The organism is Nocardia tengchongensis (assembly GCF_054781395.1).
The window spans coordinates 211743-225804 of record NZ_BAAGUM010000015.1; the positions used below are offsets into that span (position 1 = coordinate 211743).

Annotated in this window: 16 protein-coding genes and 2 pseudogenes; 14 read left to right on the forward strand and 4 right to left on the reverse strand. The window is 67.8% G+C overall.

The window, feature by feature from the left end; genetic code table 11:
- The first annotated feature begins 29 nt into the window (after positions 1 to 29).
- The 6 genes and pseudogenes from ACYVKL_RS27460 (at position 30) to ACYVKL_RS27485 (ending at position 5886) form a co-directional block, all read left to right on the forward strand.
- A complete protein-coding gene (locus ACYVKL_RS27460) occupies positions 30 to 1310 on the forward strand; it encodes an RsbRD N-terminal domain-containing protein (RefSeq protein ID WP_379166030.1) in 1281 nt (426 codons plus the stop codon).
- 159 nt (positions 1311 to 1469) lie between these two features.
- A complete protein-coding gene (locus ACYVKL_RS27465) occupies positions 1470 to 3161 on the forward strand; it encodes a PHA/PHB synthase family protein (RefSeq protein WP_379166031.1) in 1692 nt (563 codons plus the stop codon).
- 38 nt (positions 3162 to 3199) lie between these two features.
- Complete coding sequence (locus tag ACYVKL_RS27470; protein WP_379166032.1) at positions 3200 to 3652, forward strand: MaoC family dehydratase; 453 nt, start codon at positions 3200 to 3202, stop codon at positions 3650 to 3652.
- Positions 3649 to 4479, forward strand: a pseudogene (gene phaZ, locus ACYVKL_RS27475) (poly(3-hydroxyalkanoate) depolymerase); the annotation flags it as partial. The gene ACYVKL_RS27470 and the pseudogene phaZ, both read left to right, overlap by 4 nt.
- A 75-nt stretch (positions 4480 to 4554) precedes the next feature.
- The gene (locus ACYVKL_RS27480) at positions 4555 to 4812 is read left to right on the forward strand and encodes a (4Fe-4S)-binding protein (protein WP_379166673.1); all 258 of its coding nucleotides are present in this window, start codon (positions 4555 to 4557) and stop codon (positions 4810 to 4812) included.
- Positions 4813 to 5184: 372 nt separating this feature from the next.
- The gene (locus ACYVKL_RS27485; protein ID WP_379166033.1) at positions 5185 to 5886 is read left to right on the forward strand and encodes an SDR family NAD(P)-dependent oxidoreductase; all 702 of its coding nucleotides are present in this window, start codon (positions 5185 to 5187) and stop codon (positions 5884 to 5886) included.
- Positions 5887 to 5893: 7 nt separating this feature from the next.
- On the opposite strand, the gene ACYVKL_RS27490 is transcribed toward ACYVKL_RS27485, so the two are convergent.
- Positions 5894 to 6484, reverse strand: a complete 591-nt coding sequence (locus tag ACYVKL_RS27490; protein WP_379166034.1) for a dihydrofolate reductase family protein — start codon at positions 6482 to 6484, stop codon at positions 5894 to 5896.
- Between the two features lie 170 nt (positions 6485 to 6654).
- Between ACYVKL_RS27490 and ACYVKL_RS27495 the strand changes: the two are divergent.
- Positions 6655 to 7173, forward strand: a pseudogene (locus ACYVKL_RS27495) (RNA polymerase subunit sigma-70); the annotation flags it as partial.
- A gap of 121 nt (positions 7174 to 7294) precedes the next feature.
- Positions 7295 to 7708, forward strand: a complete 414-nt coding sequence (locus ACYVKL_RS27500) for a nuclear transport factor 2 family protein (RefSeq protein WP_379166035.1) — start codon at positions 7295 to 7297, stop codon at positions 7706 to 7708.
- Here the strand turns inward: ACYVKL_RS27500 and ACYVKL_RS27505 are convergent.
- Entirely contained in the window at positions 7693 to 8115 is a 423-nt protein-coding gene (locus ACYVKL_RS27505) for a VOC family protein (RefSeq protein WP_213555253.1), read from the reverse strand. The two genes, ACYVKL_RS27500 and ACYVKL_RS27505, sit on opposite strands and share 16 nt — an antisense overlap.
- Before the next feature lie 240 nt (positions 8116 to 8355).
- On the opposite strand from ACYVKL_RS27505, the gene ACYVKL_RS27510 reads away from it, so the two are divergent.
- The gene (locus ACYVKL_RS27510) at positions 8356 to 8613 is read left to right on the forward strand and encodes a hypothetical protein (RefSeq protein WP_379166019.1); all 258 of its coding nucleotides are present in this window, start codon (positions 8356 to 8358) and stop codon (positions 8611 to 8613) included.
- Positions 8614 to 8772: 159 nt separating this feature from the next.
- A complete protein-coding gene (locus ACYVKL_RS27515; protein WP_379166036.1) occupies positions 8773 to 8976 on the forward strand; it encodes a zinc transporter Slc39a7 in 204 nt (67 codons plus the stop codon).
- A 50-nt stretch (positions 8977 to 9026) separates the two neighbouring features.
- On the opposite strand, the gene ACYVKL_RS27520 is transcribed toward ACYVKL_RS27515, so the two are convergent.
- Complete coding sequence (locus ACYVKL_RS27520; RefSeq protein WP_379166038.1) at positions 9027 to 9479, reverse strand: SRPBCC family protein; 453 nt, start codon at positions 9477 to 9479, stop codon at positions 9027 to 9029.
- A gap of 33 nt (positions 9480 to 9512) precedes the next feature.
- Positions 9513 to 9734: a glyoxalase gene (locus ACYVKL_RS27525; RefSeq protein WP_379166039.1), complete on the reverse strand. Its 222-nt coding sequence runs from the start codon at positions 9732 to 9734 to the stop codon at positions 9513 to 9515.
- Positions 9735 to 9984: 250 nt separating this feature from the next.
- Here ACYVKL_RS27525 and ACYVKL_RS27530 point away from each other — a divergent pair, with 250 nt between their 5' ends.
- The 4 genes from ACYVKL_RS27530 (at position 9985) to ACYVKL_RS27545 (ending at position 14061) form a co-directional block, all read left to right on the forward strand.
- Positions 9985 to 11004 (forward strand): alcohol dehydrogenase, encoded by a 1020-nt coding sequence (locus ACYVKL_RS27530; RefSeq protein ID WP_379166040.1) that lies wholly within the window; start codon positions 9985 to 9987, stop codon positions 11002 to 11004.
- A 48-nt stretch (positions 11005 to 11052) separates the two neighbouring features.
- Complete coding sequence (locus ACYVKL_RS27535; protein WP_379166042.1) at positions 11053 to 11793, forward strand: SDR family oxidoreductase; 741 nt, start codon at positions 11053 to 11055, stop codon at positions 11791 to 11793.
- Between the two features lie 244 nt (positions 11794 to 12037).
- Positions 12038 to 12985 carry a universal stress protein gene (locus ACYVKL_RS27540; RefSeq protein WP_379166043.1) on the forward strand — a complete coding sequence of 316 codons (948 nt, stop codon included), beginning with the start codon at positions 12038 to 12040 and terminating at the stop codon, positions 12983 to 12985.
- 77 nt (positions 12986 to 13062) lie between these two features.
- Positions 13063 to 14061 carry an Acg family FMN-binding oxidoreductase gene (locus ACYVKL_RS27545; protein ID WP_379166044.1) on the forward strand — a complete coding sequence of 333 codons (999 nt, stop codon included), beginning with the start codon at positions 13063 to 13065 and terminating at the stop codon, positions 14059 to 14061.
- Position 14062 lies beyond the last annotated feature (1 nt).

A 14062-nucleotide genomic window follows, 5' to 3' on the forward strand; every position in this document is an offset into this window, starting at 1 on the left:
TCACCTTGGCCGGAACTACCGTGGGAAGGGTGACGGTTGCGCGGCGCGGCGAGCAGGCCGCGGCAGACCGCTATGTGGAATCGATAGCCGCCCGGATGAACGCCAGGGTGACGCAGTTGAGCGCGGCCATCCGCGCCGCCCTCGAAGAGGACATCAGCGCTCTGCGGGGTGACACCCGCACCGCCGAACTCCTGGGCGCGAGCGTCGAAGCCAATGTCGACACCCTGCTGCACGCGCTGCGTCACGACATCCCGATGGAGAGCATCCAGGCCCCAGCCGCCGCCGTCGAATACGCCAGACGCCTTGCCCAGCAAGGTGTTCCGTCCCATACCCTGGTACGTGCCTACCGGCTGGGGCAGCGTCGCCTGACCGAACTGGTCTACGATGAACTCCAAGAAATGGCGATCCCGCCCGGCGACCGGCTCACCGCCATCGAGCGCATCACCGGCATCCTGTTCGACTACATCGACCGCATCACCGAGCAGGTCATCGTCATCTACGACGACGAGCGTGAACGCTGGCTCGAAACCCGCAACAGCCTGCGCGCCCTGCGCGTGCGCGAATTGCTCGACAGTCGCAAGCCCGTGGATCCGGACGCCACCTCCACCACCATCCGCTACCCTTTGCGCTGGCATCATGTCGCCCTGGTCCTGTGGTACCCGGATGCCGAGGACGACCACATCCCGCGTCTGCAGCAGTTCGTCCGCGAACTCTCCCGAGACCTCGCCACCGACGCTCCGCCCCTGTTCGTCGCCGCGGATCCGACGTGCGCGTGGGCCTGGTTGCCCTACCGGGGAGCCCCGCCCGATCCCGCCGTCCACCTGCGGACCGGAGCGTTGGCCGGAACCGGTGTGCCCGGCATTTCGATCGGCTCGGCCGCCGCCGGGGTCGAGGGCTTCCGGACGTCGCATCGGCAGGCCGAAGCCGCCCATATGGTGGCGCTCGCGCGTGGAACGGCGAATCCGATTGTGTCCGCGTCGGATCCGGGACTGTTGACGGTGGCGCTTCTGGGCGGCGACCTCGCCGAGACCCGAGACTGGGTGCGGGGGGTGCTCGGGGACCTTGCCTATGACACCGAGAGCGATGAACGGCTGCGGGAGACGCTGCGCGTATTCCTGGGCAGCGGTTCGAGTTTCAAGGCGGCGGCTGGGGAACTGGATCTGCACTTCAATTCGGTGAAGTACCGGGTCGGTCGGGCCGTCGCGCGACGTGGCAGGCCGATCGCGGGGGACCGTATCGACATCGAACTGGCGCTGCTGGTGTGCCATTGGTACGGGCCGGTGGTATTGCGGCACGATCAGCCGGACTGACCCCGTCCGCTGGGATTCCCGGTGCGGCCCACCACCATCGAGAGATCGCTCACCCCGGCCGAGACAATGACCGGCCGATTCTTCGTCTCGCCGAGACAATGGCAAGCCGCGTGTCCGCGCCTACCTTTTCGCCATGAACTCGAACATGGGAGTGAAGTCATGGTGACCGATACCGCGCACGCCGAAGAACTGGCCGCACCGCTGGATCTGCTGCTGACCAGCTCGGCCATGGGCATGGGACGACGCATGATGCCCAACGACTCCTGGAGCCGGCTGGCCGTGCATCTCGCCCGCCGACCCGGGGTGGTCGGCAAGCGCGCCTCCGCTCTGGGCCGAGAACTGGTCGAGATCGCGCGCGGCCGCTCCGCGCGGGCTCCGGCCCGATCCGACAAGCGGTTCGCCGATCCGGCCTGGCAGGGCAATCCGCTGCTCAAACGCGCCATGCAGGCGTACCTGGCGGCCGGTGGCGCCGCCGAGACCCTGCTCTCGGACGCCGACCTCGACTGGCGTGACGAGCTGTGCATGCGGTTCGTCGTCGACAATGCCGTCGAAGCGCTCGCACCGAGCAACAATCCGCTGCTCAATCCGCTGGGCTGGAAGGCGCTCGTCGACACCGGCGGACTCAGCGCGGTCCGCGGACTACGGCACTTCCTCGGCGACATGGCCAGTGCGCCACGCATTCCCGCCATGGTGGCGTCGGACGCTTTCACCGTCGGCGAGAACCTCGCAGCCACCCCGGGATCGGTGGTGTTGCGCACCGACGTCTTCGAACTCATCCACTACACGCCGACGACCCAGCAGGTGCGCACGGTGCCGTTGCTCATGGTGCCGCCGGTGATCAACAAGTACTACATCATGGATATCGCGCCCGGCCGTAGCATGATCGAGTATTTCCTGTCTCAGGGACAACAGGTGTTCGCCATCTCGTGGCGCAATCCCGGTGCGAAGCAACGCGACTGGGGATTCGACACCTACGGGCAGGCCATCCTCGACGCGCTCACCGCGGTGGAGAGCGTCACCGGCTCCGAGCGGACACACCTGCAGGCCTCGTGCTCGGGCGGGATCCTCGCGGCCATGACCGCCGCCCACCTCGCCGAGATCGGGCAGGAAGATCGACTGGCGAGCCTCACGCTCATGGTGACGGTGCTGGACCAGTCCCATGCGGGCTTCGCCGCGGCCGCCCTCGACGAGGAGACCGCGCACCTGGCCATCGCCGCGTCGGCCCGCAAGGGGTACCTCGACGGTGCGGCGCTGGCGGAGATGTTCGCCTGGCTGCGGCCCACCGATCTGGTGTGGCGGTACTGGGTCAACAACTATCTGCAGGGCCGTGAACCTGTGCCCTTCGACGTGCTGTTCTGGAACGCCGACACCACGCGCATGACCGCCGCCCTGCACCGCGACATGGTCTTGCTGGGCCTGCGCAACGGGCTCACCGAACCCAATTCGGTCAGCTTGCTCGGCACACCCGTCGATCTGTCGCGAGTGACCGTGGACAGCTACGTGGTGGCGGGACTGACCGACCACATCTCGCCCTGGCAGGCGTGCTACCGCAGCGCCCGGCTGCTGGGCAGCAAGGACCCGCGGTTCGTGCTGTCCACCAGCGGGCACATCGCGGCGCTGGTCAATCCGCCCGGAAACCCCAAGGCCGCCTATCGGATCGGCGCCCCCGACGACACCGATCCGGGCCGATGGGTGGATTCGGCCGTGCAACAGCAGGGTTCGTGGTGGCCCGACTTCACCGACTGGCTCGCCGACCGCAGCGGCCCGCTGCGCGACGCCCCGGCGACGCTCGGTACCGCGGAACTACCGCCGCTGGCCCCCGCACCCGGACGATACGTGCTCTCCCGCTGATCCGCGCAGCCACGCGCTCATCTACCGAAAGGACCATCATGACAACCCGACTCGACGCACCCGCCGACCTGATCGGCCTCACCGGACAGCAGCTCGGCGTCACCGAATGGATCGAGATCACCCAGGAACAGGTGGATCTGTTCGCCGACGCCACCGACGACCACCAGTGGATCCACACCGACCCCCGGCGTGCGGCGGCCGGACCGTTCGGCGGCACCATCGCCCACGGCTACCTCACCCTGTCGCTCGCACCGGTGGCCATCGCCGACGTCCTCGAGATCCGCGACCTCACCGCAGCCCTCAACTACGGCCTGAACAAGGTGCGCTTCCCCGCACCGGTGCCCGTGGGGTCGAAGATCCGGACGGCGGTGACAGTGAAAGATGTGCAGCAGAAGACATCCGGGATCGAAGCCGTCTTCGGGCTCACCTACGAGATCGACGGCGGCAGCCGCCCGGCCTGCGTCGCCGACGTCGTCGTCCTGTACCCGTGAGCGCACCGGTGCCCGACAACGGAGTCGAGCAGCGGCTGATACCGGTACTGGGACAGCAGATCCGGGTCAGCATCCGCTGGGGGAGCGGGGTGCCGCTGGTGGTGTGCAACGGGATCGGGGCCGCCCTCGAGGTACTCGACCCGCTGGTGGACGCCCTGGATCCGGACACCACCGTGGTGCGGTTCGACGTGCCCGGCACCGGCGGCTCACCGGATTCGCCACTGCCGTACGGCTTTCCGTACCTCGCGGCGGTGCTGCGCGGGCTGCTGGGCAGGGTCGGCGTACACGGGCAGGTCGATGTGCTGGGTCTGTCCTGGGGCGGTGCGCTGGCCCAGCAGTTCGCCTTCCAGTACCCGCTGCGCTGCCGTCGCCTGATCCTGGCGTCCACCGGAACCGGTGTCCTCATGGTGCCCGGGCGGCCGCGCGTACTGCTGAAAATGCTCACCCCGCAACGTTTTCTCGATCACCGCTACGCGGCCCGGATCGCGGGCGAGCTCTACGGTGGCAGCGCCCGCAACGACCCCGGCATCGTCGAACGGCTCTTCGACCGGCAGCTGATGGCCGGTTCTCGCATCGGCTATCAGCATCAGCTCCTGGCCGGTTCGGCATGGACGAGCCTGTTCGCCCTCCCGCTCATCCGCCAGCGCACCCTGATCGTGGCCGGGACCGACGACCCCATCGTCCCGGTCGTCAACGCCCGCCTCATGGCCCGTCTCCTGCCACACGCGACCGTGCACCTGCACCCGGGCGGACACATCGATCTCATCGTCGACGCCCCCACCCTCGCTCCGGTGATCGAGCGATTCCGGCACGATCAGCGGAACCGATCCGCCGGGAATGCCGGGCATTCCGCGAGGTTTACAGTGGCGAGAGGGATCGGCCCGCCGACAGAAGGAGATCTCATGGCGCACGAGGGATCGGACGCGATTCGCGAGTACACCGCGCCCGGCATCACGATCACCTGGGAACCGGGCCGCTGCCGCCACGCCGCGGAATGCGTCCGCGGCCTCCCCCCGGTCTTCGACCGCGACCGGCGGCCGTGGATCGACCCGGCCGCCGCCTCGGTCGACGACATCGTCGAAGTCATCGACCGCTGCCCGAGCTACGCCCTCGGCTACCGCACCGACGACGGCCGAGCCCGGACCGCCCCGCCGGAGTAGCTTCGAGCCACCGCCTATCTCGCGAAATACCCGCCGAACCACCGGGGCTGGGTGAACGGCCATCTGAACGAGGTGACTCGAACCGCGACCGAGTCCGTTCCTGCCCGCGGAGGTGCTCGATCACGCGACGACGCCCGAGCAGATCGCCGACCAGTTGGTGCACCTCGTCACCGAATCCGGTGCCCCGGTCTCCGGCGCGATCCTCCCCGCCTACGGCTTCTGAGAAACCAGCAACCCGAACGGAATACACGATGAGCGACACCACCCCCGCCGCGGTCTTCGAGCGCAGCCTCGACGCCCTCCTCGCCAAGGACATGCGGGCCCTCGAGGGTGTCGCCGTCGGGTAATCCAACGGACCAGAGGAGCACGCAGATGTCTGTCAGTAGCGACCGAACCGGACGGGTCGCCGTCGTCACCGGGGGAGCGGGGGCGATCGGCGGAGCAATTGTCGAACGACTGGCCGTCGATCACACCGTCGTCGTGCTCGGGTTCGACGGCGACGTCCAGGTCGATCTCGCCGACGCCGAGGCGGTGCGGCGTGCGGCGCGAGAGGTCCTGTCGGAGTACGGCAGGGTCGACGTCCTGGTGCACGCCGCCGCAATGGTCGCCTTCACACCCATCGATGAGATCGACCTCGACGTCTGGCGGCAGGTACATGCCGTCAATGTCGAATCCGCGCTCCTGCTGACCCAGGCGTTCGTGCCGGGAATGCGGGAGCGCGGGTTCGGCCGCCTGATCTTCGTTGTCTCCAACACCTTCTGGCGTCCCGCCGGCGGCCACCAGATCGCCTATGTCGCGTCCAAGGGCGCGCTGATCGGGATGATGCGAACGATGGCCGTCGGGCTCGGCGCCGACGGAATCGCCGCCATGGCCGTCGCCCCCGGCCTCACCCGGACTCCCGCCACCACCGTGGTTCCCGCGGAGGAGTTCGAGGACGTCGCCGCCCACCAGTCCTTGCCCCGGCCACTGATTCCCGACGACACCGCGGCCGTCGTCGCGATGCTCGCCCGCGACGACGCGGCCGCGATGACCGGTCAAACCCTCATCGCGGACGGGGGCTTGGTTCTTCGGTAGCGGCCGCTCACCCTTGCGTGAATGCGTAGGTGCAGAACATCAGGCCATCACCGATCCTTCGGGTGTCGACCAGGTGCAGCGGCTTGTTGTCGCCGGTCTCGTCGAAGAGGCGCAGACCGGCGTCCAGCACGACGGGGAAAACCACCAGCCGCAGTTCATCGGCCAGGTTCTGTTCGATCAGTGTGCGAACCAGCTGATAGCTGCCGTAGACCAGGATTTCCCCGTCGACCGTCCGCTTCAGCTCCGAAATCTCCTTTGCCGCATCGCCGTTGAGGACCGTGACGTTGCTCCACCGAGGATGCTCGAGCGTCGACGACACGACGTACTTGGGGATGCTGTTCATCCTGTCCGCCCACTCGGGGCTCACGCGGACCTCGCTCGACGGCATCCGGGACGCGAACCACTCACAGCTCCGCCTGCCCAGCAGGAGTGCCGCGGCACCCAGCACTTCTTCCGTCTCCCGGGCGACCCATTCTGCGAGGTCCGTGTCTCCCACGGACTGGCGGAACCAGCCGCCCAGCTCGAAGCCTTCCTGGCCATCCGGGTCTTGGACCACCCCGTCGAGGGTGGCGTTTGCGCTGATGACGATCTTTCCCATTTCGGTGCTCCTTCGACCATGTTTTCGGCTATCACTGGTTCGGACGCTGCGGCATAGGAAAAGGGGTCGCTCCGCGACCGCCCCTTTCCCGCAACGGCCGGCGTCCATACCGCATGGAACTGCGCACAATGAATGAGGTGGCGGGAGTGGGGTCGGCGAGAACGGACCTGATGTCGAGGGCGCGGGCCGGCGACGGCGAGGCATTCCGAGCGCTGACCGAGCCACACCGTCGCGAGCTCCAGGTGCACTGCTACCGGATGCTCGGATCGTTTCAAGATGCCGAGGACGCCCTCCAGGACACGATGCTCGCCGCCTGGCGAGGTCTCGAGCGATTCGACGGGCGCGCCTCCCTGCGCACCTGGCTCTACCGCATCGCCACCAACCAGTGCCTCGACGCGCTGCGCTCCGCTCGCCGCCGTCCCGCGAAGCAGTGGGACATCCCGGGAATCGAACCACCCGAACCCGCCGGATACGGCGAAATCCACTGGCTCGAGCCCTATCCCGACGCCCTCCTGGACGGAGCGATCAGTGTGCCGCTCGGTCCGGAAGCGCGCTACGAGCAATCCGAATCCATTTCCCTGGCCTTCGTGACCGCCCTGCAGATCCTGCCGCCCCGCCAGCTCGCCGTCCTCATCCTGCGCGACGTCCTCGGATTCCACGCGAACGAAGTGGCCGACATGCTGGACACCACCGTCGAATCGGTCAAAAGCGCTCTCAAGCGTGGGCGCGCGGGAATGCAGCGTCGACTAGCCGGTGACCACGGCCCGAGAACGGCCGTCTGCAGCCAACTCACCTGCCGAGGACGCGATCGTGGCAAAGTTCGTCACCGCCTACGAATCCGCCGACATCGACGCACTGGTTGCTCTGTTGACCGACGACGTCTTCATGTCGATGCCACCGATCCCACTGGAATACCGGGGCAGAGACAGCGTGGCCCGCTTCTGCGCCTTCATCTTCGGCTCGGCACCGACATACGAACTCGTAGCCACGCGCGCCAACGGCCAGCCGGCCTTCGGCGTCTACCGCCACACCCCCACCGGCATCCACGGATCCGGCCTCTTCGTCCTCACCCTCGCCGGCGACCGAATCGACGCCATGACCGTCTTCGAAAACACCGTCCTACCCAGATTCGGCCTGCCAATAGAGTTGGACGGCAACGGGACCTGTGCGACAGATGGTGCACGGGTCCCGTTGTGTCCTCGACCGGATCAGCCCTGCGGCTGAGAGAAGCGCAGGTGGTTGCCCCACGGGTCGGCGAAACCGCAGTCGCGCATGCCGTACGGCTGGTCGATCAGGGGCTGCTCGACCGGGACACCGGCCGCTTCGAGGCGCTTGAAGGTCGCGTCGACGTCCTCGGTCACGAAGATCAGTGTGCCCATGGCGCGGCTCTCCAGGCGGGCGCGATTGGCCTGCACGGCGGCCTCGTTCGGGTTCATGGTGGGGGTTTCGAGCAGGAACTCGATGCCGGGCTGCGTGGCCGGGCCGACGGTGAGCCAGCGGACGTCGCCGAAGAACGGCATGTCCTGGCGTACCTCGAGGCCGATCACGTCACGGTAGAACTCCAGGGCTTGCTGCTGGTCGCCGACCAGTACGGCAACGTGGCTGAGGACGAGGTCTTTTCCGGTGGTCATGATGTCCTTCTTCCTTGCGGTAACCAGGGTCAGGGATACAGACGGAGCCGCACGCACAAATTAATCGGCGCATCCGACAGATGGGGACAGCGGCGCACAGTGGGGGTTTCGGCAACAGGCTGACGTGAGCCGCGGTGAGTAGCCGAGAGGTCCGCTTAACGCGCGGGTTTGCGGGTACTGCCTCAGTGACGGGCCTGATCCGATTCGCGGCGACGGTGCGGGCCGAACCTGGGAGTGATCATGGGACCTTACGCCGAAGACCGTTGGCGCTACGGCAGGCGGTCGGCCACGGGTGGTGGCTTCACCTTGCTGTTGTTCATCTGGCTGATCATCGGTGGTGTCGCCGCTGGGCAACGACACTATTTCGACAGCGCCCCGACCAACTGCGCGAGCACGGGAACCATCGCGGTGACCATTCTCGCGGGGCCCCTCAACTACATGGGGGTCAACCCCAAAGTCGAGGACTGCCATGTCAACATCCCGCAGCCGAGTCAGTAGCCGGCAGCGCGTGAGCTCGCCTATGTCGCGGTGAAGATGACGGATCGTCGCGCGGGTAGGCACCCGCCGACCGAACGGGCATCCCGGATATCACCGCACCCCGGTGGTATGAGTATGCGTTGCCGTAGAACTCACTCGATACGGAAGAGGAATAGGGATATGACCGACGAACACCCGCACGTCGAGCCCCATGCCCACGCGCACCGTCACGGCACCCTCACCCATACCCACGTGCACAGCACGCACGAGCATGACCACACCGAGCACGAGCACACCCATACACACGACGATGGGACTGTGCATTCGCACAGTCACGTGCATCAAAGCGACCTACTCGACGATCACTCACACACCCACGGCTGAGCTGTGCGGTGCGGGAACCCGTGCGGTCCAACCGAATTGGTCGACGACCGTCACGAGCGCGGTTCCTCCCGGGCTTCGATCGCGGACACCGAATTGCGGAACGCTTTGGTGAGCACGCTCTTTCCGACGGTGGCGAGTACCGCTCCGAGGAACCAGCCGCGCAGGTTCTTGCCCTCGCGGACGACGGTGTAGTCGATATCGGTGGTGCCGTCGGCGCGCGGGGTCAGGTCGTATGTGTGTCCGGAGGCGTGGCCCCACGCGTTGGACTCGGTGGTGGTCAGCACGACGTGCTGCGGGTTGGTCCAGTCGTACTGGAGCCGCTCCCAGATTCCGCTGGATCCTTCGGTGACGTCCGCGTGGCGGTCGTCGCGGCCGTGCACCGCGAGGTAGGCGTTCTTGCTGTTGCCGAACAGCTGCGAACGGTCGGGACCGAAGTCGGTGAGGGCCGCCACGTATTCCTCGGGTGTCACATGTGCGTTCGCGTGCATGTGAAGGGTGGTCATTGTTTTCTCCTTGCTCGATGTCGTGCTGGTCCGTTATTCGGGCAGCTTTTCGCCGTGGTGTTCGGCGACCATGTAGGCCGCGTACCACTCGGGCCAGGCCGTGTCGTACTGGCCGCCGTTGCGGGCCTCGTGTTCGCCGTGGGCGGCAGCGGCGCGCTTCAGTGCGTCGACCAGGTCGCTGGTGGTGGCGTAGGACGTCTCGGTGGCCTCGACACGCCCCGGGATACGGGTGGTGACTTCTTCTGCGGCGTTCATTGCCTGCACTCCTCGTCCTCCTGTTGCCGGCCGGTTGCTTACATCTCCCAGTGTGCGATCCGGGCGGTGTCGCCGAAAGGGCCGAACCCTGGTTGGTCCCCGGCCGTCGAACCGGCCTTCGTCTCGACCCGGACCGGCGGGGGCATTACCCTCGAAGGTGCCCCGGTTCTGTTCGATGCCAACCGATCTCTGTAGCGATTCTGCGCGAAATGCCTGGCACGCCCGCTCACAGCCGGAGGGAGTTCTTCCGATGCCCAGCATCCGATCCGTCCAGGTGGACCATCCGGACGGCGAACTGTTCCTGACCACTCGCGATATCCCCGATCCAGGACCGGGGCAGGTGCGGGTCACCGTTGAAGCCTGCGGCATCTGCCACTCCGACAACGCGTTCGTAACCAATGCGTTGCCCGGCGTCACGTTCCCGCTGACGCCAGGCCACGAGATCGCGGGTCGCATCGACGCGGTCGGCGACGGCGTCGCCCGCTGGCGTCCCGGCGATCGGGTGGCCGTCGGCTGGTTCGGCGGTGCGTGCCTGTACTGCGACCACTGTCGTGACGGGGACTTCATGCATTGCGAGAACCTCCAGGTGCCGGGCTGGCAGTATCCGGGCGGCTACGCCGAAGCCGTGGTCGTCCCGGCCAGCGCGATCGCCCGCATCCCCGACGAATTCACCGCGGTCGACGCCGGACCGATGGCCTGCGCGGGAGTGACCACCTACAACTCGCTGCGCCGCAGCCAGGCCCGCCCCGGCGATCTGGTCGCGATCCTCGGCATCGGCGGGCTCGGGCACCTCGGTGTCCAGTTCGCCGCGAAGATGGGCTTCGACACCGTCGCGATCGCCCGGGGGCAGGACAAGGAACCGCTCGCTACGAAACTCGGGGCCCGGCACTACATCGACTCCACAACCCAGGATGTCGCCGCCGAACTCCGCCGCCTCGGTGGCGCCCGCGTCGTGCAAGCCACCGCCGCGAGCTCCGAGGCGATGGCCGCCACGATCGACGGCCTGTCCACCGACGGCGAACTGATCGTCATCGGCGCGGTTCCGACGCCCATCCCGGTCAGCCCCTTCCAGCTGATCTTTCAGTCCCGGGCCGTGCGCGGGCACCCGGCCGGCACCGCCCGCGACGTCGAACGCACCCTCGACTTCGCCGCCATGACCGGCATCCGGGCCATGATCGAGGAGCGGCCGCTCGACGACGCGGCCGCCGCATACCGCCACGCCCTCAGTGGCAAAGCCAGGTTCCGCGTGGTCCTGACGACAGGACTGTGATCGCAGCCCAGCCGGCGTCCCGCAAGGGCTCGAATGGAGGAGTGAGCATTGAAGATCGTCGTGATCGGTGGCACCGGGTTGATCGGTTCGAAGGTCGTAGCCCGGCTCGGCGAAAATGGGCACGAGGCGGTTCCGGCTTCGCCCAGCAAGGGAGTGAACACACTCACCGGCGAGGGCGTGAAGGAGGCACTGCACGATGCGAACGTGGTGGTCGACGTCTCCAACTCGCCGTCGTTCCAGGACGACGACGTCCTGGAATTCTTCCGAACCTCCACCAGGACACTTCTCGATGCCGCCGGCGCCGCCGGTGTCGGGCACTACGTGGCGCTGTCGGTGGTGGGCGCCGACCGGCTGCCGGAATCCGGGTACCTCCGGGCGAAGGTGGCGCAGGAGGAGCTCATCACAGGTTCCGCGCTGCCGTACTCGATCGTGCGCGCCACCCAATTCTTCGAATTCGCCGGGCAGATAGCCGATTCCGCAACCGCCGACGGCAAGGTGCGGCTGTCCGGCGCGGCCGTGCAGCCGATGGCCGCCGAGGATGTGGCCGCCGCCGTCAGCGGGACCGCAGCGGGCGCCCCGGTGAACGGCATGGTCGAGGTTGCGGGGCCGGAGGTATTCGGCTTGGACCAATGGATCGGCACAGTGCTGACCGCCCGCCACGATCCGCGCACGGTGATCACCGACCCACAGGCCCGGTATTTCGGGGCGTTGCCGGACCGCGAGCTGGTACCGGGGCCGGGTGCGAGCCTCGCCCGGACGCGGCTGTCGGAGTGGCTGACCCGCCAGTGAACCGGTGTACTGCGCGTACAGGCTCAGGGGATCGGTTGTGGCGTGAATTCTGTTGCGGAGCAAGTTGATTGGCTGATAGTGGATCCGTCGTTGGCGGGTTCCCGACCGTCGAATCCCCAGCGATCGGCAGGGCCCTAGGTCCATGGAAGTAGTGCAAGGCCGGTGATTCAAGGAGTGACATTGTTCCCTGTGCCGGGTCCGGTGCGGGAGGGATGCTCGGGGCATCGCCGAGTCAGGAGATGCCATGGAAGAGAACGCCGTCCCCGCAACGAGTGTCGACCGTTCGGATCATGATGATCTGGGGATCGTCGTCGGCACCGATGGGTCCGAGATCTCGTATCAGGCGGTGGCGTGGGCGGCCGTCGAGGCGCAGATGCGGGGTTGTCCGCTGCGGATCGTCACCTCGTACGCGAATCCGATCGTGCCGGGAGCCATGGAGTTGGGGCCCGACGATATGCGGGACCTGCGGGCGGAAGGGCAACAGGTGCTGGCCGACGCCGCGCGGATTGCCCTGCATGCCGTGCCGGGAGAAAGTCTGCGCATCAGCACCGAACTCATCTTCGACATGATCACCACCGCGCTGATCGATCGATCGCGCCGGGCTCGATTGCTGGTGGTCGGCAATCGGGGGCTCGGCGCTGTCCGGCGTGCGGTGCTGGGATCGGTGAGCACTGTGCTGGCCCGGCAGGCGCACTGCCCGGTGGCGATCGTGCACGGCGTCGCCGAGACGGACGTGGAGTCGGTATCAAAGCCGGTGGTGGTCGGAGTGGACGGGTCGGCGAACAGTGCGCCGGCCATCGAGTTCGCCTTCGGGGAGGCGTCGCGGCGCAAGGTGGACCTGATCGCGGTGCACGCCTGGAACGACACCACCGGCTTCGATCTGCCCGTGGTGGGCTGGGAATCGATCCGCACGACCGAGGACGTGCTGCTGGGCTCGGCACTGGCCGGCTACGAAGCGCGGTATCCGGAGGTGACGGTGCACCGGGTCGTCGCCTGGGATACGCCGGTACGGGTGCTGTTGGAGCATGCGGAGCGGGCCCAGCTGGTGGTGGTCGGCAGCCACGGCCGCAGCGGGTTCACCGGGATGCTGCTGGGCTCGGTGAGCACCGCGCTGCTGCATATGGCGCGGTGCCCGGTGCTGGTAGTCCGCCAGCCCTCACAAAACCAGGTCGAACAACCCGAAGAGGAGTGACTTTCGGCCGTCACCCGCGGCCCCCGCGAGGGCCATGCTGAAGCCAACAGCACGCGAATTCCGAGGAAGGACACGCGATGTCGAAACACCCCGATCTCGATACCGTCCACGCCGCCCTGGCGCTGGCGGTGCGGGCGCCGTCGGTGCACAACACCCAGCCCTGGCTGTGGCGGGTCGGGGACACCACCGTGCACCTGTACGCCGACGACAGCCGGCGCCTGCCCCACACCGACCCCGACAGCCGTGAGCTCGTCGTGAGTTGCGGTGCGGCGCTGCATCATCTGCAGATCGCGCTGCGCGCGTTCGGCTGGGACGCGGTCGTGCACCGGTTCCCGAATCCGGCCGAACCGCGGCACCTCGCCTCGGTCGAGTTTCGGCCGGGTGCCGTCGACGAGGCGGCGGTCCGGGCGGCCCGGGCGATCGCGCAGCGGCGCAGCGACCGCCGCCGGTTCACCTCGTGGGCGGTTCCGCCGGCGCAGGTGTCCGCGATCGCCGCCGCCGGTGCCGACATCTCGGGAGTTCAGGTCCGCGAAGTCGATGCGACGGGTGAACACGCGCGTTTGCTGCGCGCCTTCGTCGATGCCGCGACCGCGCATCGCGGCGACGCGGCCTACAGCGCCGAACTGGCGCAGTGGAGCGGGCATCACGCCAGCGCGCAAGGAGTGCCGGCGCGCAATGCGGTGGTGCCGTCGGACCCGACGGTGCGGCCCTTCGGCGACCCGCACCTGTCCGAGGCGGTCGTCCGGGACACCGAGGAGGCCGCTCGGATGCTGATGGTGTGCACCGCCGCCGACGATCTGCGCGGCTGGCTGGGTGCCGGCGAGGCGGCGAGCGCGGTGCTGCTCGAGGCCACGGTGCGGGGCCTGGCGACTTGTGCGCTCAGCGAACCGCTGGAGGTCACCGGCGTGCGGACCCGAATCCGCCGAGAACTGCTGGGCGACTTCGGTTATCCGCAGTTGATCATTCGGATGGGCTGGGGAGCGACCAGCGCCGTCCCGGTACCGGCCACCCCCCGACTGCCCCTGCACGACGTCGTGTGGCCGCTCGAGCCCGCGACCTCGTCCGGCGAGCGCTGAC

Bases quoted from the DNA above. Each gene is read 5' to 3' on its own strand.
- ACYVKL_RS27465 (WP_379166031.1), top strand. From the start codon at position 1,470: ATGGTGACCGATACCGCGCACGCCGAAGAACTGGCCGCACCGCTGGAT.
- ACYVKL_RS27470 (WP_379166032.1), top strand. From the start codon at position 3,200: ATGACAACCCGACTCGACGCACCCGCCGACCTGATCGGCCTCACCGGA.
- ACYVKL_RS27480 (WP_379166673.1), top strand. From the start codon at position 4,555: ATGGCGCACGAGGGATCGGACGCGATTCGCGAGTACACCGCGCCCGGC.
- ACYVKL_RS27485 (WP_379166033.1), top strand. From the start codon at position 5,185: ATGTCTGTCAGTAGCGACCGAACCGGACGGGTCGCCGTCGTCACCGGG.
- ACYVKL_RS27490 (WP_379166034.1), bottom strand. From the start codon at position 6,484: ATGGGAAAGATCGTCATCAGCGCAAACGCCACCCTCGACGGGGTGGTC.
- ACYVKL_RS27505 (WP_213555253.1), bottom strand. From the start codon at position 8,115: ATGACCACCGGAAAAGACCTCGTCCTCAGCCACGTTGCCGTACTGGTC.
- ACYVKL_RS27510 (WP_379166019.1), top strand. From the start codon at position 8,356: ATGGGACCTTACGCCGAAGACCGTTGGCGCTACGGCAGGCGGTCGGCC.
- ACYVKL_RS27515 (WP_379166036.1), top strand. From the start codon at position 8,773: ATGACCGACGAACACCCGCACGTCGAGCCCCATGCCCACGCGCACCGT.
- ACYVKL_RS27520 (WP_379166038.1), bottom strand. From the start codon at position 9,479: ATGACCACCCTTCACATGCACGCGAACGCACATGTGACACCCGAGGAA.
- ACYVKL_RS27525 (WP_379166039.1), bottom strand. From the start codon at position 9,734: ATGAACGCCGCAGAAGAAGTCACCACCCGTATCCCGGGGCGTGTCGAG.
- ACYVKL_RS27530 (WP_379166040.1), top strand. From the start codon at position 9,985: ATGCCCAGCATCCGATCCGTCCAGGTGGACCATCCGGACGGCGAACTG.
- ACYVKL_RS27540 (WP_379166043.1), top strand. From the start codon at position 12,038: ATGGAAGAGAACGCCGTCCCCGCAACGAGTGTCGACCGTTCGGATCAT.
- ACYVKL_RS27545 (WP_379166044.1), top strand. From the start codon at position 13,063: ATGTCGAAACACCCCGATCTCGATACCGTCCACGCCGCCCTGGCGCTG.